General features: G+C 73.2%; 3 protein-coding genes. All 3 read left to right on the top strand.

Translation table 11 applies throughout. From position 1 onward, the window contains the following. Window positions 1–46: 46 nt before the first annotated feature. The 3 genes from BM417_RS04790 to BM417_RS04780 are packed head-to-tail and all read left to right on the top strand — an operon-like array spanning window position 47 to window position 23,890. Entirely contained in the window at window positions 47–12,973 is a 12,927-nt protein-coding gene (locus BM417_RS04790; protein ID WP_093588456.1) for a type I polyketide synthase, read from the top strand. Beyond that, on the top strand, window positions 12,966–16,136 hold the full coding sequence (locus BM417_RS04785) for a type I polyketide synthase (protein WP_093588455.1): 3,171 nt from the start codon (window positions 12,966–12,968) through the stop codon (window positions 16,134–16,136). Before BM417_RS04790 ends, BM417_RS04785 begins: the two co-directional genes overlap by 8 nt. Further along, entirely contained in the window at window positions 16,133–23,890 is a 7,758-nt protein-coding gene (locus tag BM417_RS04780; RefSeq protein ID WP_093588454.1) for a type I polyketide synthase, read from the top strand. The genes BM417_RS04785 and BM417_RS04780 overlap by 4 nt, the downstream gene beginning before the upstream one ends. Window positions 23,891–23,899 lie beyond the last annotated feature (9 nt).

Raw genomic sequence — 23,899 nt, 5'->3', positions numbered from 1 at the left:
TTTCTAGTTTTTGCAGGCAATGCGGGCGACCAGGCGAGGAGGGCTCATGCCGCAGGGGATTGCGATCATCGGCCTGTCCTGCCGACTGCCCGCGGCGGATGACCCGGCCGGGTTCTGGGCACTCCTGCGCGACAGCCGATGTGCGATCGGTGCGCCGCCCGCCGGCCGGGTCACCGATCCCGCCGCGCCACCCGCCGCCTACCTCGACCGGGTCGCGGACTTCGACCCCGCGTTCTTCGGCATCTCACCGCGCGAAGCCGCCGCGATCGACCCGCAGCAGCGGCTGATGCTCGAACTCGCCTGGGAGGCCGTGGAGAACGCCGGCACGGTGCCGGGGGCACGGACCGGTGTGTTCGTCGGCGCCGCTTCCGACGACTACGCCACCCTGCTCGACCGCGCGGGTACCGATGCCGTCACCCGGCACTCGATGGCGGGCGTCCGCCGCGGTCTCATCGCCAACCGCGTCTCCTACGCGCTCGGCCTGCGCGGGCCGAGCTTCGTCGTCGACTCCGGCCAGTCGTCCTCGCTGGTCGCCGTGCACCAGGCCGTGGAAAGCCTGCGCCGCGGGGAATGCGCGGTCGCGATCGCCGGTGGCGTGCACCTCAACCTCGTGCCGGAGGGCGCCGTCCTCGCCGAACGCTTCGGCGGTCTGTCGCCGGACGGGACCTCTCGGGTCTTCGACCTGCGCGCCAACGGGTTCGTGCGTGGCGAGGGCGGCGCGGCCGTCGTCCTCAAACCCCTCGACCAGGCGCTCGCCGACGGCGACCTCGTGCACGCGGTGATCGCCGGCAGCGCGATCGGCAACGACGGCGGCGGGGCGGGGCTCACCGCTCCGGACGCCGACGCCCAGGCCGAAGTGCTGCGGCTCGCCTACGACCGCGCCGGGATCGTGCCGCAGGACGTGCAGTACGTCGAACTCCACGGCACGGGCACCAAGGCCGGTGACCCGGTCGAGGCCGCCGCTCTCGGCCAGGTGTTCAGGCATGAGCTGGTCGTCGGTTCCGTGAAGACGAACGTCGGCCACACCGAGGCGGCCGCCGGAGTCACCGGGCTGGTCAAGGTCGTTCTCGCGCTGCGCAACAGGAAGCTGCCGCCCAGCCTCGGGTTCGAAGCGCCCAACCCGGTGGTGCGGGAACTCGGCCTGCGGGTGCAGACCACGGTGACGGACTGGCCCGAACCCGGTGCACCGCTCGTCGCGGGAGTCTCGTCGTTCGGCATGGGCGGCACGAACTGTCACGTCGTCGTGCGGGAGGCGCCGCCGCGGGACCACACTGCTCCGAGCACGCCATCCGCCCTGCCGTGGCTGCTGTCGGCCCGCACGCCGGACGCCCTGCGGGACCAGGCGGCCAGGATGCACGGCGCACTGTCCTCAGTGGACTCTGTCGACGCCGGACTTTCTCTTGCCGTCACCCGAAAGCACCACGAGCACCGCGCGGTCGTCGTCGGTCGCGACCGGGAGGCGTTGCTGCGCGGCCTGGACACCCTGGCCGGTGGCGGGGGCGCGCACGAGATCGTCCGCGGCCGGGTCGCGCCGCGCGGGTCGCTCGCGTTCCTGTTCAGCGGTCAGGGCAGCCAGCGCGCCGGGATGGGCGTGGAACTGGCGTCGGCGTTCCCGGTGTTCGCGGAGGCGTTCGAGACCGCCTGTGCCGCGTTCGACGGCCTGCTCGACCGGCCGCTCGCCAACGTCGTGCGCGAGGACGGTGACGACCTCCACCGCACCGAGTACACCCAGCCCGGTCTGTTCGCCTTCGAGCTGGCTCTCTTCGAGTTGTTCGCCAGTGCGGGGATCCGGCCGGACCTCGTCGCCGGGCACTCGGTCGGCGAGCTCGTCGCGGCGCACGTCGCCGGGGTGTTCTCCCTCGCGGACGCAGCCAAGCTGGTCGCCGCCAGAAGCGCGCTCATGCAGGCGTTGCCGGTCGGCGGTGCGATGGTCGCGGTGGAGGCCGCTGAGAACGACGTCCGTCCGCTCCTGAGCGACCGGGTTTCCCTTGCCGCGGTGAACGGGCCCGCGGCGGTGGTGTTGTCCGGTGACGAGGACGCGGTGCTTGCCGCCGCGGAGGTGCTGGCCGCACGCGGGCACCGGACCAAGCGGCTCACCGTCAGCCACGCCTTCCACTCCGCCCGGATCGAGCCGATGCTGGCGGAGTTCGGCCGGATCGCGGCGGAAGTGTCCTATTCGGACCCGAGGCTGGCCGTGGTGTCGACGGTGACCGGGCTTCTCTCGACCGATCTGGGCACCGCCGGGTACTGGGTGCGCCAGGCCCGTGAGGCCGTTCGCTTCGCCGACGCCGTTCAGACACTTGAAGCCGCCGGGGTCACGGACTTCGTGGAGATCGGCCCGGCCGGGGTGCTCACCGAGCAGGCCCGTGCGACCGTCATCGGCGCCGAGGTCGTCGCGGCACAACGTGGTTCCCGGTCCGAGACCGCCGCTGTGCTGCGGGCGCTGGCCGCATTGCACGTGACCGGCCGGGACGTCGAGTGGGACGCGGTCTTCGCCGCGTGGCAGGGCAACCGGGTCGAGCTGCCGACCTATCCGTTCCAGCGCGAGTCCTACTGGTTGCCGGGGGAACCGCAGGAACGACGAGACGTCCCCGCGGCCGAACGAGCTCCCCGCGCCAGCGATCCGGCCAGCCCGTTGGACCTGGTCCGCGCCGAGGTCGCGGCCGTCCTGGAACACCGGTCGGCGGACGACGTGGACGCCTCCCGGACCTTCCGCGACCTGGGCGTCGACTCGCTGACCGGCCTCGAACTGCGCGACCGGCTGGCGGAGGCCACGGGCCGCGCGCTGCCGGCGACGCTGCTGTTCGACCACCCCACGCCCGCGGCCGTGGCCGCGCACCTCGCCGGCGAGACCGAGCCCGAGACCGCGGAGGAGTCCGGGCGCGAGGACGAACCCATCGCGATCGTCGCGATGGCCTGCCGGTTCCCCGGTGACGTCCACAGCCCCGAGGACCTCTGGCGGCTGGTCGCCGACGGGACGGACGCGATCGGCCCGCCACCCGCCGACCGGGGCTGGGACAGCGGTGCGGTGCGCGACGGCGGGTTCCTCGCCGGTGCGGCCGAGTTCGACGCGGGGTTCTTCGGCATCAGCCCGCGCGAGGCCCTCGCGATGGACCCGCAGCAACGACTTGTCCTGCAGGCCGTGTGGGAGGCCTACGAACGCGCCGGCATCCGGCCGGAGACCGTGCGCGGCCACCGCGACGGCGTCTTCCTCGGCGCCACCTCGCACGAGTACGGACCGCGGCTGCACGAGGCCGCCGAGGTGTCCGAGGGACATCTGCTCACCGGCACGACCACCAGCCTGATCTCCGGCCGCGTCGCGCACGTCTTCGGGCTCGAAGGCCCGGCGGTCACCGTGGACACCGCGTGCTCGTCCTCGTTGGTGGCACTGCATTTGGCCGTGCGTGCGCTCCGTGCGGGGGAGTGCGGGCTCGCGTTCGCCGGCGGCGTGGCCGTGATGTCCGGGCCGGGGATGTTCGTCGAGTTCGCCAAGCAGGGCGGGTTGTCGGACGACGGCCGCTGCCGCGCTTTCTCCGCCGACGCGTCCGGCACCGGCTGGGCCGAGGGCGTGGGCGTCGTCCTGTTGGAGCGGCTGTCCGACGCGCGCCGCCACGGGCACCCCGTGCTCGCTCTGGTCCGCGGCTCGGCGGTGAACTCCGACGGCGCGTCCAACGGCCTCACCGCACCGAGCGGTCCCGCCCAGGGCAAGGTGATCCGCCAGGCCCTCGCCGACGCCGGTCTGTCCACTTCGGACGTCGATGTGGTCGAGGCGCACGGCACCGGAACCATGCTGGGTGACCCGATCGAGGCGCGGGCACTGCTGGCCACCTACGGTCAGGACCGGGAGACCCCGTTGTGGCTGGGGTCGCTGAAGTCGAACATCGGGCACGCCCAGGCCGCCGCCGGGATCGGTGGCGTCGTGAAGCTCGTGCTCGCTCTTCAGCACGGTGTCGTGCCGAAGACCCTGCACGCCGAGGTGCCTTCTCCGCACGTGGACTGGTCCGCGGGCGAGATCCGGCTGCTGACCGAACCCGTCGCGTGGCCGGCGGGGGACCGGGTTCGCCGAGCAGCCGTGTCGTCGTTCGGGATCAGCGGCACCAACGCGCACGCGGTGCTGGAGGAAGCACCTGCCACCGATCAGGGCCAGGTGAGCGACTCCCCGGCGCCGTGGCTGCTCAGCGCGAAGACGAAAGACGCGCTCGTCGGTCAGGCCGAACGGTTGCGGGACCACCTGATCGCCCACCCGGACCTGCCGCTCGCCGGGGTGGCCACCACGCTGGCCGCTCGCACCCGGTTCGAGTACAGGGCCGGTGTCGTCGCCGCTGACCGCGACGGGTATCTGGCCGCGCTGGACGCCTTGGGGAGCAAGGAAATCGGCCGGGTGTCGCAGGGCGTGCTCGCGTTCCTCTGCACGGGCCAGGGCTCCCAGCGGGCTCGGATGGCACAGGACCTGTACGAGTCCTGCCCGCCGTTCGCCCAGGCGCTCGACGACGTGTTCGCCGCGCTCGACCCGCATCTGGACCGTCCACTGCGGACTGTCGTGTTCGCGTCCGGCTCGGAGCTGCTCGACCGGACCTCCTACACCCAGCCCGCGCTCTTCGCCGTCGAGGTGGCGCTGTTCCGGCTGTTCGAGCACTGGGGCGTCCGGCCGGGGTTCCTCGCCGGCCACTCGATCGGTGAGCTCGCCGCCGCACATCTCGCCGGGATCCTCGATCTCGCCGACGCGGCCCGGCTCGTCGCGGCCAGGGGCGCGCTGATGGCGGCGCTGCCGGCCGGCGGCGCGATGGTCGCGGTGGAGGCGGCCGAGGACGAGGTCCTCCCGCTGTGCGGCGACGAGGTGTCGCTCGCCGCGGTGAACGGACCGGCCGCTGTCGTCGTTGCCGGAGAGGAGATCGCGGTGACGGCGATCGCGCGGCACTTCACGGAGCTCGGTCGCCGGACCCGGCGGCTCAACGTCAGCCACGCCTTCCACTCCCCGTTGATGGACGGGATGCTCGACGCGTTCCGCGAGGTCGCCGAGTCGGTCACCTACCACCCCGCGCGGATTCCGCTGGTGGTCGGCGGGGACGGCGACCCCGGCACCGCCGGCTACTGGGGCCGGCACGTCCGCGACACCGTCCGCTTCGCCGCCGCGATCGGCCGCCTGGCCGACGCCGGAGTCACCACCTTCGTCGAGCTCGGGCCCGACGCCGTGCTGAGCACGATGACCCGTGACTGCCTGCCGGAGGGCGACTTCTCGGTCCTGCCCACGCTGCGGGCCGAACGAAATGATCTTCAGTCCGTGCTCACCGCGCTCGCCGGGATGGTCGTGCGCGGCGTAGAGGCCGACTGGCCCGCTGTCACGTCCGGTGCTTCTCCGGTGGACGTGCCGACCTACGCGTTCGAGCGGCACCGGTTCTGGCTGCCGCCGCGCTCGCTGCCCGCCGACGCCGCGGCGGCCGGGCTCACCCCGACCGGGCACCCGCTGCTCGGCGGTGGCGCCGAGATCGCGGGCACCGACGGCGTTCTGTTCACCGGTGTGCTGTCCGTGCGCACGCAGCCGTGGCTGGCCGATCACGTCGTGCTGGCCGCGAACCTGTTGCCCGGCAGCGCTTTCGTGGAACTCGCGCTGCTCGCGGCGGGGCAGGCGGGCTGCGATCGGCTCGACGAGCTCGTCCAGGAGACACCGCTGGTTCTGCCCGCCGACGGCCGGGTCCAGCTCCAGGTCGCCCTCGGCGCACCCGACCAGGGCGGTCGGCGCACGATCGTGGTGTCGTCGCGTCCCGACCAGCCTTCGATGACCGCGGGCTGGGTTCGCCACGCCGCCGGGTTCGTCTCGGCAGGAGGCGACGTGCCGTCGTCCGAGCAGGTGTGGCCGCCCGCGGACGCCGACCCGGTCGACCTCGACGGCCGGTACGCGAGGCTCGCCGAAGCCGGGTTCGGCTACGGGCCCGAGTTCCAGTGCCTCCGCGCGGTGTGGCGGCGAGGCGACGAGCTGTTCGCCGAAGTCGCCCTGCCGGAGCACCGCGTTTCGGAAGCGGCGGCGTACGGCCTGCACCCGGCGTTGCTCGACGGTGCGTTGCACGCCGTCGCGTTCGGCGACCCGGCCGGGGTCGGCGCGGGCCGGATCCCGTTCTCCTGGCACGACGTCCGCCTGCACGCCACCGGCGCGAGCACGATCCGCGTCCGGTACACCCCGGCCGGCGACGACGTCGAAATGTCCATTGTGGATGCCAGTGGTGTGCCGGTCGCCTCGGTCGGCGCGCTGGTGCTGCGACCGGTCACCGCGGACCAGCTGACGGCCACCGTCGCCCACGACGACGTGTATCGCATCACCTGGACGCCGGTGCCCGCGCCGGAGACCTCGTCGGCGTGCGTGATCACCACTGGCCCCGACTCCCTCGTCGACGTGCCCGACTTCGTGGCGGTGCGGCCGGAAATCGGCACCGGTGCGGTGCCAGAGCAGGCGCACACCGCCGCGGCACACGCGCTCGGACTCGTCCGCACCTGGCTCGCCGACCCCAGGTTCGACGGCGCCCGGCTCGTCTTCGTGCTCAGCGACCTCGCGCACGCCACTGTGCGCGGCCTGGTCCGCTCGGCCCAGACCGAACACCCCGGCCGGTTCGTGCTGCTCGACAGCGACCACGAGCTGAGCCCGGCCGAGATCGCGGCCGCGGCGGCCACCGGTGAACCGGAGGTCGCACACCGCAACGGTGCCGTTCACGCGCCACGGCTCGCCAGGGCCACCGTGCCGGACGTCGCGCCTGCCGCGGACCCGGACGGCACAGTGCTCCTCACCGGCGCGACCGGTGGGCTCGGCCGCGCGCTGGCTCTGCGGCTCGCGGGGCAGGGTTTCCGGCACCTGCTGCTCGTCAGCCGTCGCGGACGTACCGCGGACGGCGCCGAAGAACTGGTCGCGGAACTGGAGGCGCTGGGGGCGAACGTCACCCTCGCCGGCTGCGACGTCGCCGACCGCGCCGCGCTCGCGGCGCTGCTGGCCGAGGTCCCCGAGGCTCACCCGCTGACGGCGGTCCTGCACGTCGCCGGCGTCCTCGCCGACGGCCCGGTGGAGACGCTCACCGCACAGCAACTCGACGACGTCCTGCGGGCCAAGGTGGACGCCGCCTGGCACCTGCACGAGCTGACGTCCGGCCTGGCCGAGTTCGTGCTGTTCTCCTCGGTCGCGGGCACCCTGGGCACGGCGGGACAGGCGAACTACGCCGCCGCGAACACCTTCCTCGACGCGCTCGCCGCACACCGCAGGGACGCAGGCCTGCCCGCCACCGCGCTGGCCTGGGGCCTGTGGGAGACGGCGGACGGCATGGGCGGCGGGCTCGCCGCCCAGGACCGGATCCGGATGTCCCGCGCCGGGGTCGGCACACTGTCCACTTCGGACGCTCTCGCTCTGCTCGACCGGTGCCGCGGTGCCGAGGACGCGGTGCTGGTGCCACTGCGGCTCGACGAGGCCGGGCTGCGGGCCGCCGGCGCGGTGCCCGCACTGCTGCGGGGTCTCGTCCGCCTGCGCGCGGGCCGAGGCACGAACGTCCGCCCGGACGCGGGGATGAGCAGGGAGGCGCTGACCGCGCTGGTGCACGGCGAGATCGCGGCTGTGCTCGGGCTGGCGAACCAGGCCGCGGCGCCGGACCGCGCGTTCAAGGAGATCGGCTTCGACTCGCTCACCTCGGTCGAGTTCCGCAACCGGCTCGCCACCGCCACCGGACTCCGGCTGCCCGTCACGCTGCTGTTCGACCACCCGACCCCGGCGGCGGTGATCGACCGCCTGCACGCCGAGCTCGCCGGGTCCGACGACAGCCGGTCCGCTGTCGCGCGGACCGAGATCTCGGGCGACCCGATCGCGATCGTCGCGATGGCCTGCCGCTTCCCCGGCGGGGTGACGAGCCCGGACGAGCTGTGGCGGCTGGTCGCCGACGGCCGCGACGCCATCACCGGCTTCCCGGACGATCGCGGCTGGGACGTCGAGGCGCTCTACGACGCCGACCCCGACCGCCCTGGCCGCACCTACACGACGCGCGGCGGGTTCCTGCACGACGCCGGTCTGTTCGACGCGGAGTTCTTCGGCATCAGCCCTCGCGAGGCGACCGCCATGGACCCGCAGCAGCGCCTGTTGCTCGAAACCTCCTGGGAGGCGGTCGAGAACGCGGGAATCGACCCCGTGTCCCTGCGCGGCAGCCGGACCGGCGTGTTCGCGGGCGCCATGTACCACGACTACACCGCGCGGCTGGCCCCGTTGCCGGAGGAGGCCGAGGGGTACTCGTTCACCGGCGGTTCCGGCAGTGTCGTCTCCGGCCGCGTCGCCTACACCTTCGGCTTCGAAGGCCCCGCAGTCACCGTCGACACCGCGTGCTCGTCCTCGCTGGTGGCGCTGCACCTGGCCGCCCAGGCGCTGCGGCAGGGCGAGTGCGGGCTCGCACTGGCGGGCGGTGTCGCCGTGATGGCTACGCCAGGTTCGTTCGTCGAGTTCAGCCGGCAGCGCGCGCTGGCACCGGACGGCCGGTGCAAGCCGTTCGCGGCGGCGGCCGACGGCACCGCCTGGGCCGAGGGCGCCGGGATGGTGTTGCTGGAACGCCTGTCCGACGCACGCCGCAACGGACACCCGGTGCTCGCGGTGCTGCGCGGGTCCGCGATCAACTCCGACGGCGCCTCCAACGGTCTCACCGCACCCAACGGGCCTTCCCAGCAACGCGTGATCGGCCAGGCGCTCGCCGCCGCCGGACTGTCCACTTCGGACGTCGATGCGGTCGAGGCGCACGGCACCGGCACCCCGCTCGGTGACCCGATCGAAGCGCAGGCCCTGCTGGCGACCTACGGCCAGGACCGGGACGTGCCTTTGTGGCTGGGCTCGCTCAAGTCGAACATCGGGCACGCCCAGGCCGCCGCCGGTGTCGGCGCGGTCATCAAGATGGTGCAGGCCATGCGCCACGGTGTGCTGCCGAAGACGCTGCACGTCGACGAGCCGTCGCCGCACGTCGACTGGGAGTCCGGCGCCGTCGAGCTGCTGACCGAGTCCCGCGACTGGCCGTCGGTGACGCGGCCGCGTCGGGCGGCGGTGTCGTCGTTCGGGATCAGTGGCACCAACGCTCACGTTGTCCTGGAAGGGGTTCCGGCGCCGGAACAGTCCGAGGTGTCGGCCGGGCCGGTGCCGTGGGTGCTGTCGGCGCGGACCGAACCTGCTCTGCGGGAACGGGCGCGTCAGCTTCTTCCGCTGGTCGGAGGTGACGAGGCCGGTGTCGCGCGTGCGCTTGCGGTGCGGTCGCGGTTCGAGCACCGCGCTGTCGTCGCGGGCGATCTGCGGGCCGGTCTCACCGCGCTGGCCGAGCAGGGCAGCGGCGCGGGTGTGGCTCGTGCGGCTCGCCGAGTCGTGTTCGTGTTCCCCGGTCAGGGTGCGCAATGGGCGGGCATGGGCCGGGAGCTCCTCCAGGCCTCACCGGTGTTCGCCGAACGGATGTCCGAGTGCGCGGCGGCGTTGTCGTCCTTTGTGGACTGGAATCTGCTGGACGTGCTGGACGACGCCGAGGCGTTGACCCGCGTGGACGTGGTGCAGCCGGCGCTGTGGGCGATGATGGTGTCGCTCGCCGCGGTCTGGCGCGCGCACGGCGTCGAACCCGCAGCCGTCGTCGGGCACTCCCAGGGCGAGATCGCCGCCGCCGTCGTCGCCGGTGGACTGTCCGTTGAGGACGGTGCTCGGGTGGTCGCGTTGCGCAGCAAGGCGTTGCTCGCGGTCTCTGGTCGCGGTGGCATGGTGTCCGTGGCCGCACCGGTGGAGCGGGCGCGGGAGCTGATCGGCCCGTGGGACGGGCGGCTCTCGGTCGCCGCGGCGAACGGTGCGTCCTCCACGGTGGTGTCCGGCGATGCGGACGCCGTCGAGGAGCTGCTGGCCACGGTTCAGGACGTCCGGGTGCGCCGGATCGCCGTCGACTACGCCTCGCACTCGGCGCACGTGGAGCTGATCGAGGACGAACTGGCCCGCGTGCTGGCGCCGGTGCGGCCGGAGTCGGGGCGGATCCCGTTCTACTCGACGGTGACCGCCGCGCTCACGGACACCGCGGACCTGGAAGCCGGTTACTGGTACCGGAACCTGCGGCAGCCGGTCGAGTTCGCCCGCACCACCGAGGCGCTGGTGGAGGCCGGTCACGACGTCTTCGTCGAGTGCAGCCCGCACCCCGTGCTCGTCACCGCGCTCGCCGAGTCGTTCGACGATGTGAGCGACACCGCGGTCGCGATCGGCACCCTGAAGCGCAACGACGGCTCTCTCGTCCGTGTCCTGAACGCACTCGGCGAGGCGCACGTCCACGGCGTGCCGGTCGACTGGACGTTGCCCGCGGGTGCGCCTGCCACGCTGCCCGCGTACCCGTTCCAGCGCGAACGGTTCTGGCTCGACGCCCCGCAGGTGCTGCCCGGTGTCACCGGACTGGGCCTCGACGCCGCCGGGCACCCGCTGCTGACCGCGTCGACCCGGCTCGCCGAGCAGGACATTCGGCTGTTCACCGGCAGGGTGTCCCTGCGGACGCAGCCGTGGCTCGCCGACCACGCCGTGCTCGACACGCCGCTGCTGCCCGGCACCGCGTTCCTCGACCTGGCACTGCACGCGGCCCGGGAGACGGGTGCCGCGGTCGAGGACCTGACCGTCGAGGCGCCGCTCGTGCTGCCCCGCCAGGGCGCGATGCTCGTCCAGGTCACCGTCTCCGAAGGACGGGAGCTGCGGATCCACGCCCGTCTTGAGGACGGTGACATGCCGTGGACCCGGCACGCGTCCGGCACGCTCGCGGCTCTGGCGAACACCCGGCCCGCGCTGTCCTGGCCGCCGGCGGGCTCGGTCGAGGTGGACGTCGAGAAGTTCTACGTCGCCGCGGCCGAGGACGGTTTCGACTACGGGCCCGCGTTCCAGGGCCTGACGCGGGCGTGGAAGTCGGGAGACGAGGTCTTCGCGGAGGTCGCGATCGACGCCGAACCCGGCACGTTCGTGATGCACCCGGCACTGCTCGACGCCGCCGCCCAGGCCGTGCGGCTCGGCGACTTCTTCGCCGACGATGCCCCGCGGCTGCCGTTCACGTGGTCCGGGGTCACTGCCCACACTTCGGGCGCTCAGCGTTTGCGTGTCAGGCTTTCGTCCGCGGGCCTCGACACGGTGTCGCTCGCGGTCGACGACGACAACGGCCGTCCGGTGCTCACCGCGGATGCCTTGACGCTGCGTCCCTTCTCGCCCGCGCAGCTCGCGGCCGGCTCGAACTCGTTGTACCGGCTCGCGTGGCAGCCGATCGAGGTCACCGCGTCCGCGCCGAACCTGGTCGTGGTCGGCGACGACCTGGGACTGCCCGTGTACCAAGACTTCGGCACGCCCGCAGGGGCCGACGTGATCGTTCCCGTGGGCACCGGCGACGTCCGCGAGGTGCTCGTCCGGCAGCTCGATCTCGTGCGGGAGTGGCTGGACCGGCCAGGGGACGAACGGCTGGTCGTGCTGACCCGGTCGGCCACCGGGGACGACGTCACCGATCTCGCGGGCGCGGCGGTGTGGGGCCTGCTGCGGTCGGCGCAGGCCGAGCACCCCGGCCGGATCGTGCTGGCCGACGTGGACGACGACCCGCGTTCGCTGAGCGCGTTGCCCGCCGCACTCGGTACCGGTGAAGGACAACTCGCGTTGCGGGCCGGTACAGCCCACGTCCCGGCGTTGGCCCGCGCGGAAGTTCGCGCCGCCACCGAACCGTTGCTCGACCCGGACGGCACCGTGCTCGTCACCGGGGCGCTCGGCACCCTTGGGCGGCTCGTCGCGAAGCACCTCGTGCTCGTCCACGGCGCGCGGCACCTGTTGCTGCTGAGCCGGCGCGGGATGGCCACCGACGGTGCGGCCGAGTTCGTCGCCGAACTCGCGGAACTGGGTGCGGAAGCCGAGGTCGTGGCCGCTGACGCCGCCGACCGTTCCCGGCTCGCGGAGGTGCTCGCCGCGATCCCGGCCGCGCACCCGCTGACCTCGGTCGTGCACGCCGCCGGTGTCCTGGACGACGCGACGTTCACCGCGCTGACGCCCGATCGGCTCGACACCGTGCTGCGACCCAAGATCGACGCCGCCCGGCACCTGCACGAGCTCACCGCGAACCTGCGCAGCTTCGTCCTGTTCTCGTCGGTCGCGGGCACCCTCGGCACGGCGGGCCAGGCCAACTACGCCGCCGCGAACGCCTATCTCGACGCGCTCGCCCGTCAGCGTCGAGCGCACGGACTTCCCGCGCTCTCGCTGGGCTGGGGGCTGTGGGCCGAAGCGAGCACGATGACGAGCGGAGCCGACGTTGGACGGCTGAGCCGTACGGGTGTGCTGCCGCTGTCGAGCCGTCAGGGCCTCGACCTGTTCGACGCGGCCTGGGCGGCCGGGGACTCGGTGCTGTTCCCGGTCCGGCTGGAGACGTCGGCGGCGCGGCTCGGCGAGATTCCGCCGCTGCTGCGCGGGCTCGTGCGCACCCCGGTCACCCCGCCGAAGAGTCAGGTCCGGCTGAGTGACGTGCCCGCGGCCGAACGGCAGCAGGTGTTGCTCGACCTCGTGCGCGGTGAGGTCGCGGCGGTGCTCGGGCATCGGGGCACGGCCGCGGTCGACCCGGCCCAGCCGTTCGCCGAGATCGGGTTCGACTCGCTGACCGCGGTCGAGCTGCGCAACCGGCTCACCGCCGCGACCGGCGTGCGGCTGCCCGCGACGCTGATCTTCGACCACCCGACGCCGGCCGCCGTCGCCGCGCACCTCGAACGCGGACTGGTCACCGAACCGGCGCGGCCGGTCGTGCTCGACCACGTGGACCGGCTGGAGGCGGCGCTGGCGGAGTCCACAGTGGACGACGCCGTGCTGGCCGCGGTCGCGGCGCGGCTCGACGCGCTGGGTGCCCGGCTGAGGCGGCCGGAGCCCGCGCCGGACGACCCGGCACAACGGCTGCGCACCGCCTCGGCCGACGAAATCCTCGACTTCATCTCCAAGGAGCTGGGCAACCATGGCTGAGCACGACCAGGTGCTGCTGGAGAACCTGCGGTGGGTCACCGTCGAACTGCACCAGGCGCGCGAGCGTTTGCGGGCGGCCGAGGAGCCCATCGCGATCGTCGGCGCCGGCTGCCGCTACCCCGGCGGCGTCACGACGCCGGAGGACCTGTGGCGGCTGCTCGCCGACGGCACCGACGCGATCACGGAGTTCCCCGGCGACCGCGGCTGGGACGTCGACGGCCTGCACCGGCCGGACGAGCCGGGGCACTCCAGCACGCGGCACGGCGGCTTCCTCTCCGCGCCGGGCGCGTTCGACGCCGGGTTCTTCGGCATCTCGCCGGCCGCGGCCGAGGTCACCGACCCCCAGCACCGCCTGCTGCTCGAAGTCTCCTGGGAGGCGGTCGAACGCGCGGGGATCGACCCGATGTCGTTGCGCGGCAGCAAGACGGGCGTGTTCACCGGAACCATGTACCAGGACTACGGCACCGGCGCGTCCGACGCCGACCTCGCCGGCCGGGTGCTGATGGGGACGTCGGGGTCGCTCGCCTCCGGCCGGGTCGCCTACGCCTTCGGCTTCGAGGGCCCGGCGCTGACGCTCGACACCGCCTGCTCCTCGTCGCTGGTGGCCGTGCACCTCGCGGTGCAGTCGCTGCGCCGGGGCGAGTGCACGCTCGCGCTCGCGGGTGGCTCGACCGTGCTGGCCACGCCGTCGGTGTTCGTCGAGTTCTCGCGCCAGGGCGGGCTTTCCGCCGACGGGCGCTGCAAGGCGTTCGGCGCGGGGGCGGACGGGACCGGCTTCGCCGAGGGCGCGGGAGTCCTTCTGCTGGAACGGCTTTCGGACGCGGTTCGGCACGGACACCCCGTGCTGGCCGTGGTGCGCGGCTCGGCGGTGAACTCGGACGGCGCGTCCAACGGGCTCACCGCACCCAACGGCCCGGCGCAGCAGCGAGTTGTCGCCGCAGCGCTGGCCGACGCGCGGTTGTCCGCGTCCGATGTGGACGCTGTGGAGGCGCACGGCACCGGAACCGCGCTGGGGGACCCGATCGAGGCCCAGGCGTTGCTCGCGGCCTACGGCCAGGACCGGCCGGAACCGCTCTGGCTCGGCTCGGTCAAGTCGAACCTCGGCCACACCCAGGCCGCAGCCGGGGTGGCCGGGTTGCTGAAGATGATTCTCGCGCTGCGTCACGGCGTTCTGCCGAAGACGTTGCACGCCGACTCGCCTTCGCCGCACGTCGACTGGACGGGAGCTGTCTCGCTGCTCGCCGAGGCGCGGCCGTGGCCTGCGGGGGTGCGGCCACGCAGGGCCGGGGTGTCCTCGTTCGGCGTCAGCGGCACCAATGCTCACGTGATCCTCGAAGAAGCGCCGGTCGTCGCGGAGGAGCCGTCCGGGCCGGACGACCCCGCGGTGCCGTGGGTCTTCTCCGCTCGCAGCGCCGCCGCGTTGCGAGGGCAGGCTTCCCGGCTGTTGTCCTGTGTGGATGGTCGCGCGGTCGACGTCGCGCACTCGTTGCTGACCTCGCGCAGCTCGTTCGAGCACCGCGCGGTCGTGCTCGGCCCGGACGTAGAGACGCGTCGTCGTGGACTCGCCGCGCTCGCCGCCGGTGAGGAGACCTCCACCGCGGTCACCGGGCTCGCCGATGCGGACTCGGCAGCGGTGTTCGTCTTCCCCGGCCAGGGATCGCAGTGGGCCGGCATGGGCAGGGAGCTGCTGGACACGTCGCCGGTGTTCGCGGCTCGGCTGGTCGAGTGCGCCGCGGCGCTGACGCCGTTCACCGACTTCGACCTGCTGCGCGTGCTGCGCCGCGGTGACGAGCTCGACCGCGTCGACGTGGTCCAGCCCGCGCTGTGGGCGGTGATGGTGTCGCTGGCCGCGTTGTGGCAGTCCCACGGTGTCCGTCCGGCGGCCGTGCTCGGGCACAGCCAGGGCGAGATCGCCGCCGCGTGCGTCGCGGGCGCACTGTCCCTTTCGGACGGTGCGCGGGTGGTGGCGCTGCGCAGCCGGGCGCTGGCCGAGCTGTCCGGCCGCGGCGGCATGGTGTCGTTGCGGCTGCCGGTCGCCGAGGTCGAAGCCCTGCTGGCGGGGCGGCCGGAACTTTCGATCGCCGCGGTCAACGGGGCCGAGTCCGTCGTCGTTTCCGGCGCGCCCGAGGCGTTGGACGAACTGGTCGAGCACTGCGGCGACCGCGCGAAGCGGATCCCGGTGGACTACGCGTCGCACTCCGCGCAGGTCGACTCGCTGCGGGAGCGGCTGCTCGTCGACCTCGCCCCGATCCGGCCGCGCCAGGCGGAGATCCCGTTCGTGTCGGCGGTGACCGGTTCCTTCTTCGACACCACTGGACTGGACGCGCGGTACTGGTTCACAAACCTGCGCGAGCCGGTGCTGTTCGACCCGGCGATGCGGCTGCTGACGGCGGAAGGCCGGACGGCGTTCGTCGAACTGAGCCCGCATCCCGTGCTGACGATGGGCATGCAGCAGACCGCACCGGGCGCTGTCGTCGCCGGTGCGCTGCGCCGCGGTGACGGCGGCCTCGCGCGGGTCCGGCTGTCCCTGGCCGAACTGGCCGTGCGCGGCGTCGGGGTCGACTGGCTGCTTCCCGCCGGGCGGCGGGTCGACCTGCCCACGTACGCGTTCGACCACCGCGACTACTGGCTGACCACGTCCGGTCCGGCGGCAGGAGCGGAGTCGGTGGCGGGCGTCACCGAGAGGTGGACCGGCTACCTGGAGGGGCAGACCGGCCAGGAACGGCGGCGGACGCTGGTGAAGCTGGTCCGCTCCGCCGCGGCCGCCGTGCTCGGGCACGCGTCGCCGGAGGAGGTCGAGCTCACCGGGTCGTTCCGCGAGCTGGGCCTCGACTCCGCGGCGGGTGTCCAGCTGCGCAACCGGCTGGCCTCCGTCACCGGGCTGGATCTGCCGGTGACGGTGGTGTTCGACCACCCGACGGTGTCCTCGCTCGCCGCACACCTGGAGTCCGAGGTATCGGGGTCGGGCGCCGGCAGCCTGGACCGCCACCTCGACGCCGTCGAGGCGGGCCTGCGCGACCTCGACGGCGCGGCCCGCGTCCAGGTGCTGACCAGGTTGCGCGCGTTGATCGCGCCGGGACCCGACGCCACGGCGGATCTGGACGCCGCCAGTGCCGACGAGATGTTCGCCTTGCTGGATCAGGAACTGGGTGCCGCGTCGTGACGAACGAAGAGAAGCTCCTGGACTACCTCAAGCGCGCCACCGGTGATTTGCGGGAGGCGCGGGGCCGGGTCCGCGAGCTGGAGGACCAGGCGCACGAGCCCGTCGCCGTCGTCGGGATGAGCTGCCGCTACCCCGGCGGGGTGCGGACGCCGGAGGACCTCTGGACGCTGGTCGAGCTGGGGCGGGACGCCGTCACCGAGTTCCCCGGCGACCGGGGCTGGGACCTGGACAGGCTGCACGACCCGAGCGAGGCGCCCGGCTCCAGCTACGTCCGGCACGGCGGGTTCCTGGAGGACGTCGCGGGGTTCGACGCCGAGCTGTTCGGCCTGAGCCCGCGCGAGGCCCTCGCGATGGACCCGCAGCAACGCCTGCTGCTCGAGGCCGCGTGGGAGGGGTTCGAACGGGCCGGCATCGCCCCGGACTCCGTGCGTGGCAACAAGATCGGCGTCTTCGTCGGCACCAACGGCCAGGACTACGGGCCGCGGCTGCACGAGGCACCCGCCGACGTCGAGGGCCATCTGCTCACGGGACTGGCCGCCAGTGTCCTTTCCGGACGGATCGCGTACGCGTTCGGCCTGGAGGGACCGGCGCTCACCGTCGACACCGCGTGCTCGGCGTCGCTCGTCGCGGTGCACCTCGCGATCCGGTCGCTGCGCGCGGGGGAGAGCACCCTGGCCCTGGCCGCCGGTGTGTCGGTGATGAGCACACCCGGCGGGTTCGTCGAGTTCAGCCGTCAGCGCGGCCTCGCCCCGGACGGGCGTTGCAAGTCGTTCGGCGCCGGCGCGGACGGCACCGGCTGGGCGGAGGGCGTCGGCGTCCTGGTGCTGGAACGCCTGTCCGACGCACAACGCAACGGTCACCGCGTGCTCGCCGTGCTGGCCGGATCGGCGGTCAACTCCGACGGAGCCTCCAACGGTCTCACCGCGCCCAGCGGCCTCGCTCAGCAGCGGGTGATCCGGGCGGCGCTGGCCGACGCCCGGCTCGTTCCGTCCGATGTGGACGCTGTCGAGGCGCACGGCACCGGCACGGTCCTCGGCGACCCGATCGAGGCGGAGGCGATCCTCGCCACCTACGGCCAGGACCGGGAGACCCCGCTGTGGCTGGGTTCGCTCAAGTCCAACCTCGGGCACGCCCAGGCCGCGGCTGGCGTCGGCGGGATCATCAAGACCGTTCTCGCCCTGCGCGCCGGGACGTTGCCGCGCACGCTGCACGCCGACGAGCCCTCGCCTCACGTGGACTGGTCCACCGGAGCGGTCGAGCTGCTCACCGAGCCGCAGCCGTGGCCCGCCGGGGAACGTCCGCGTCGCGCCGGGGTCTCGTCGTTCGGCGTCAGCGGGACCAACGCGCACGTGATCGTCGAGGAAGCTCCTGCCGCGCCTGAGTCAGAGCCGGCCACGACGACGGCCGTTCTGCCGTTCCTGTTGTCGGCGAAGTCTCCGGAGGCACTGCGGGCACAGGCGGCAAGGCTGGCGGAAGCCGGTTCCCTGGACTCGGCCTACTCGCTGGCGACGACCCGTGCGTTGCTGGACCACCGGGCGGTCGTCGTGGGCGCGGCCGGGCTGCAGGCCGGGTTGACGGCGCTGGCCGCTGGGCTCCCCGCCGCCGATCTCGTGCAGGGCAAGGCTTCTGGAGACACCAAGCTCGCGTTCCTGTTCACCGGACAGGGTTCTCAGCGTGCCGGGATGGGCCGGGAGCTGTACGCGGCGTTCCCGGTGTTCGCCGCCGCGTTCGACGAGGTGTGCGCGGAGATCGACGCGCACCGGCGAGGTGTGCCGTCGGCTGATGACGTCGTGCCCGCTGAGCCTGACGTTCTTCGTCAGGACTCGCCCTCGCTCAAGGACGTCGTGTTCGCCGAGTCCGGCGATCTGCTCGATCGAACCGACCACGCGCAGGCAGGCCTGTTCGCGGTCGAGGTCGCTCTCGCCCGGCTCGTCGAGTCGTGGGGCGTCCGGCCCGACGTCGTAGCGGGGCACTCGCTCGGCGAGATCACCGCCGCCCACGTGGCGGGCGTGCTCAGCCTGGCCGATGCGGCGGCACTGGTGGCCGCGCGCGGACGGTTGATGGCCGCGATGCCCGCGGGCGGGGCCATGGCCGCGGTCGAGGCGGGCGAGGCCGAGATCGTCGGCACGTTGCCGGCGGGGGTGGACCTCGCCGCCGTGAACGGGCCGTCCTCGGTCGTCGTCTCCGGGCCGCGGGACGCCGTCGCGGACGTCGTTTCCCACTGGGCGGCGCAGGGTCGCCGCACCCGGCGTCTTACCACTAGCCACGCGTTCCACTCCGCCGCCATGGATCCTGTGTTGGCGCCGTTGGCAGAAGTCGTGCGAGAGCTGGACTTCCGCGCGCCGGCCGTGCCGTTCGTGTCGACTCGCACCGGACGGGCCGAGACCAATTTGTCCACTGTGGACTACTGGACCGGTCAGGTCAGGGACGCGGTGCGCTTCGCGGACGCCGTCGCGGCGCTGGAGGACCAGGGCGTCACGGCCTACCTGGAACTGGGACCCGACGGCGTGCTGACCGCGCTGGCCCGCGGGCTCTCCGACGCCGTGACAGCCGTCGCGCTGCGCCCGGACCGGGACGAGGCGGCCACGCTGCTGACCGCCGTCGCGACCCTGCACACCCATGGTGTTCCGGTCGACTGGTCCGCCTACTTCGCCGGGACCGGCGCACGCCGGACCGACCTGCCCACCTACGCCTTCCAGCACGAGCGCTACTGGCTCACGACGGCGAGCGGTGCCCCGGTTTCGGAGCGTCCTGCCCTTCCCTCACCGGGGGACCGGATCGAGCTGATCGACCTGGTGCGTGCGCAGGCCGCCGCCGTGCTCGGGTATCCGGAGGCACTCGACGGCGACCGTGCGTTCGCCGACCTGGGGTTCGACTCGCTCACCGCGGTGGAGCTGAGCTCCCGGCTGAGCAGGGCGACCGGGCTGACGTTGCCGCCCACGCTCGTCTTCGACTACCCGACGCCCGCCGCGCTGGCCGCGTGGCTGGTGGGCGAGACCGGGACCGGCGAGGCGCCCGTCGCGCACGCGGGTTCGGACGATCCGATCGTCGTCGTGGGCATGGGATGCCGCTATCCGGGCGATGTCACGTCCCCGGCGCGGTTGTGGGACGTCGTGCTCAACGGCACCGACGCGATCACGCCGTTCCCGGCGGACCGCGGCTGGAATCTCGACGAGGTGCACGACCCGGAACCGGGCCGGCCGGGGAAGACCTACGTCGCCCACGGTGGCTTTCTGGCTGACGCGGCCGGGTTCGACGCCGCCTTCTTCGGCATCAGCCCACGCGAGGCGCTGGCGATGGACCCCCAGCAACGGTTGCTGCTGGAGGTCACCTGGGAGACCTTCGAACACGCGGGCATCGATCCGCGCGCGGTGCGCGGGGACGCCGTCGGCGTGTTCGCCGGCGTCGCCTCGCAGGACTACGGTCCGCCGCTGCACGAGGCACCTGAGCACGTCGGCGGAAACCTCGGCACCGGCACCGCGGCCAGCGTGCTGTCCGGCCGGATCGCGTACACCTTCGGGTTCGAGGGGCCGGCGCTGACCGTCGACACCGCATGCTCGTCGTCGTTGGTCTCGCTCCACCTGGCCGCGCAGGCGTTGCGTGCGGGCGAGTGCACGCTGGCGCTCGCGGGCGGGGTGACGGTGATGTCGAGTCCTGGCGCGTTCGTCGAGTTCAGCCGTCAGCGCGGGCTCGCACCAGATGGGCGGATCAAGTCGTTCTCCGACGACGCCGACGGCACGGCGTGGGCGGAAGGCGCGGGAATGCTGCTGCTGGAACGGCTTTCGGACGCCCGCCGGCACGGTCACCCGGTGCTCGCCGTGGTCGCCGGATCTGCCGTGAACTCCGACGGCGCGTCGAACGGGCTCACCGCCCCGAACGGACCGTCGCAGCAGCGGGTGATCCGGCAGGCGCTGGCCAACGCCGGTCTGTCCACTTCGGACGTCGACGTGGTCGAGGCGCACGGCACCGGCACCGTGCTGGGTGACCCGATCGAGGCGCAGGCCGTGCTCGCGACCTACGGCCAGGACCGGGAGGTCCCGCTGTGGCTGGGGTCGCTGAAGTCGAACATCGGGCACGCCCAGGCCGCGTCCGGCGTGGGCGGGGTCATCAAGATGATCGAGGCGATGCGGCACGGCGTGCTGCCCAGGACGCTGCACCTCGGCACGCCGTCGGCCAAGGTGGACTGGACGGCGGGCGCGGTCTCGTTGCTGACCGAGACCACTCCGTGGCCGGAGACCGATGTTCGCCGGGCCGCTGTGTCGTCCTTCGGTGTCAGCGGTACCAACGCGCACGTCATCCTCGAACAGCCTGCCGAAGTTGCGGCGGAACGAGAGTTCGCCGGGCCTGTGCCGTGGCTGCTGTCGGCTCGCACCGAGACCGCGCTGCGGGCACAGGCCGAGCGGCTGCTGAGCGTTGACGCCGATGCGGTGGACGTGGCACGGATACTCGCGACCGGGCGGACGGCGTTCGAGCACCGGGCGGTGGTCGTCGCAACTGCTTCAGAGGACCGCGCGGCAGGGCTGGCCGCGATCCGGGACGGCCGTGGCGCGATCACCGGGGTCGCCCGGCCGGGCCGGACGGCGTTCCTGTTCACCGGTCAGGGTTCCCAGCGTGCCGGGATGGGGCGTGAGCTGCACGAGACGTACCCGGACTTCGCGGCGGCGTTCGACGCCGTGTGCGCCTGCCTTGACCCGCGCGTGCGGGAGGTCGTCCTCGACGGCGGACCGGAGCTCGACGGCACCGAGTTCGCGCAGCAGGGCATCTTCGCGATCGAGGTCGCGCTCGTGCGGCTGCTCGAGAAGTGGGGAGTGCGCCCGGACGTCGTTCTCGGGCACTCGGTCGGGGAGATCGCCGCGGCCCACGTCGCCGGGATCCTGAGCCTGGAGGACGCGGCCGCGCTGGTGGCCGCCCGTGGCCGCTTGATGCAGGCGTTGCCGCCTGGTGGCGTGATGATCGCCGTGCAGGCTTCGGAGGACGAGGTTCTGCCGCTTCCTTCCGGGGTGTCGCTCGCGGCGGTGAACGGTTCTTCCGCTGTGGTGTTGTCCGGAGAGGTGGACGCGGTCACCGGGCTGGCGTCGAAGTTCGCCAAGACCAAGCGGCTCAACACGAGCCACGCGTTCCACTCGCCGTTGATGGCGCCGATGCTGCCCGACTTCCGTGCCGTGCTCGACGGCCTGGCGTTCGGCCCTGCCACGCTGCCGATGGTGCCCACCGGCGGGACGGCGGACCTGGCGACGGCGGAGTACTGGGCCGGTCAGGTCGAGGCGACGGTCCGGTTCGCGGACGGCGTCGAGGCCCTGCGCGCCGACGGTGTCACCACGTTCGTCGAGATCGGTCCGGACGCCGTGCTGTCCGCGCTGGTCGACGGCGCCGTGCCGGTGCTGCGCTCGGACCGGTCCGAGCCGGAGACGCTGCTCACCGCGCTGGGACGGCTGCACGTCGGCGGGGTGAGTCCACAGTGGACTTCGCTGCTCGGTTCGGCGGACGTGCCGGTCGAGCTGCCGACGTACCCGTTCGAACGGGAGCGGTACTGGCTCGCCCCTGGTTCGCCCGCGGCCGCTGATCCGGCCGGGGAGCGGTTCTGGGCTGCTGTCCGTGACGGTGACGTCGCGGGTCTGGCGGACACCCTCGCGATTGATGCGTCCACTGTGGACGGCTTGCTGCCCGCGCTGGCCCGCTGGCGCGCCGAGGCCGACGGTGGGGCCGAGCACTGGCGTTACCGCGTGGTCTGGAAGCCGGTCGACGTCTCGGCCGCTTCGGGATCGTGGCTGGTCGTCGTGCCGGAAGGCGTTGCAGCGGAACGGTTCGTCGAGAGGCTCGACGCCACGGTGCTGGAGCTGCCTGCCGGGATCGGCCGGGCGGACCTCGCCGCGTTGGTGCCGGAGACCGATCGTGTGTTGTCGCTGCTCACCGACGTCAGTCAGGTGCTCGTCCTCGTGCAGGCGCTCGGGGATGCGGGCCGTGAGGCGCCGTTGTGGTGCGTGACGCGCAATGCCGTGCAGGTCGAGCCGGGTGAGGCGGTGGATCCCGCCGCCGCTGAGATCTGGGGGCTGGGCCGCGTGGTCGGCCTGGAGCATCCGCGTCGGTGGGGTGGGTGTGTCGACCTGGGTGGTGGTGTGGACCTGGCGGCCGTGCTGGACGGCGGTGGTGTGGATCTGGCAGCCGTGCTGGGTGGTGGTGTGGATCTGGCGGCCGTGCTGGACGGCGGTGGTGTGGATCTGGCAGCCGTGCTGGGTGGTGGTGTGGACCCGGCAGCCGTGCTGGACGGCGGTGTGGACTTGGCCGCCGTGCAGGGCGGCGGTCTGGACCTGGCAGCCGTGCTGGACGCGGGTGTGGACCTGGCAGCCACGCCGGATGGCGGTGTGGACTCGGCAGCCGGCCTCGACCTGGCCGCCGTCCTCGGCGGCACCGAGGACCAGGTCGCCGTGCGGCCGTCCGGGGTGTTCGGGCGGCGTCTCGTGCGGGCGTCCGGCGGCCGGAAGGTCCGGGAGTGGCGGCCTCGCGGCACGGTTCTGATCACCGGCGGCACCGGTGCGCTCGGCGGGCAGGTGGCCCGGCGGCTGGCGGCGGACGGTGCCGGGCACCTGGTGTTGACCAGCCGCCGCGGGCAGGCTGATGCCGGGCTCGTCGACGAGCTGACCGCACTCGGCGCGCAGGTCACGGTGCGCGCGTGCGATGTCGCCGACCGGGACGCGCTTGCCGCGTTGGTGGCGGAGTTCCCGCCGTCGGCCGTCGTGCACGCGGCTGGCCTTGGCGACCCCGATTACCTGGTGGACACCGATCTCGCCGAGTTCGCGCGCGTCCGGTCGGCCAAGGTCCTCGGGGCGCTCCACCTCGACGCCCTGCTCGGGGACACCCCGCTCGACGCGTTCGTGCTGTTCTCGTCGATCGCGGCCACCTGGGGCAGCGGGGGCCAGGGTGCCTATTCGGCTGCCAACGCGGCGCTCGACGCGCTTGCCGAGTCCCGTCGTGCCCGCGGTCTGACCGCCACGTCGATCGCCTGGGGGCCGTGGGCCGGCCCCGGGATGGCCGAGGGCGAGGCCGGAGTTCAGATGGCACGGCGCGGTGTCGCCGGGCTGCCGCCGGGGCGGGCGGTCGCGGAACTGGTCGCGGCTGTGGAACGGGACGAGCCGGCGGTCGTCGTCGCGGACGTCGACTGGAGCCGGTTCGTGCCCGCTTTCACGGCGCAGCGCCCGAGTCCGCTGCTCGGCGATCTGCCCGAGGTGCGCGAGGTGCTGGCAGCCGAGGTGACGTCCGGTGGTGCGGTCGCCGAGATTCTGAGCACTGCCAAGGGATCCGAGCTCGACCGGTTGCTGCTCGACATCGTGCGCGGCGAGATCGCCGTGGTGCTCGGGCATTCCGCGCCCGAGGCGGTGGACGTCCACCAGCCGTTGCGCGACCTCGGCCTCGACTCGCTGGCCTCGGTCGAACTGCGCAACGGCCTGTCCAGGGCGACCGGACTCGCTTTGCCCAGCACGCTTGTTTTCGACCACCCGACGGCCGACGCCGTCGCCGTGCACCTGAAGTCCTTGGTGGAGCCCGCGACCGACCTCCTCGGCGACGATCTGGACCGGCTCGAAGCCGGGCTGGCGGCGTCCGGCACGGAGGACCGCGGTCGCGTCCTGGCCCGCCTCGAAGTCCTGCTCGCCCAGTGGCGCGACGGAGGAGAGGACGAGTCGATCACCGACCGGCTCGACTCCGCCACCGACGACGAGATGTTCCGGCTGCTCGACACCGAGTTCGGCATCTCCTGATGCGCCCAC

Origin of the sequence: Lentzea waywayandensis (assembly GCF_900115955.1) — a bacterium.
In the GTDB taxonomy this organism is placed as follows: Bacteria; Actinomycetota; Actinomycetes; order Mycobacteriales; family Pseudonocardiaceae; genus Lentzea; species Lentzea waywayandensis.
Note: the sequence above shows the minus strand (reverse complement) of the source record. Positions and strands in the feature narration are given on the sequence as shown.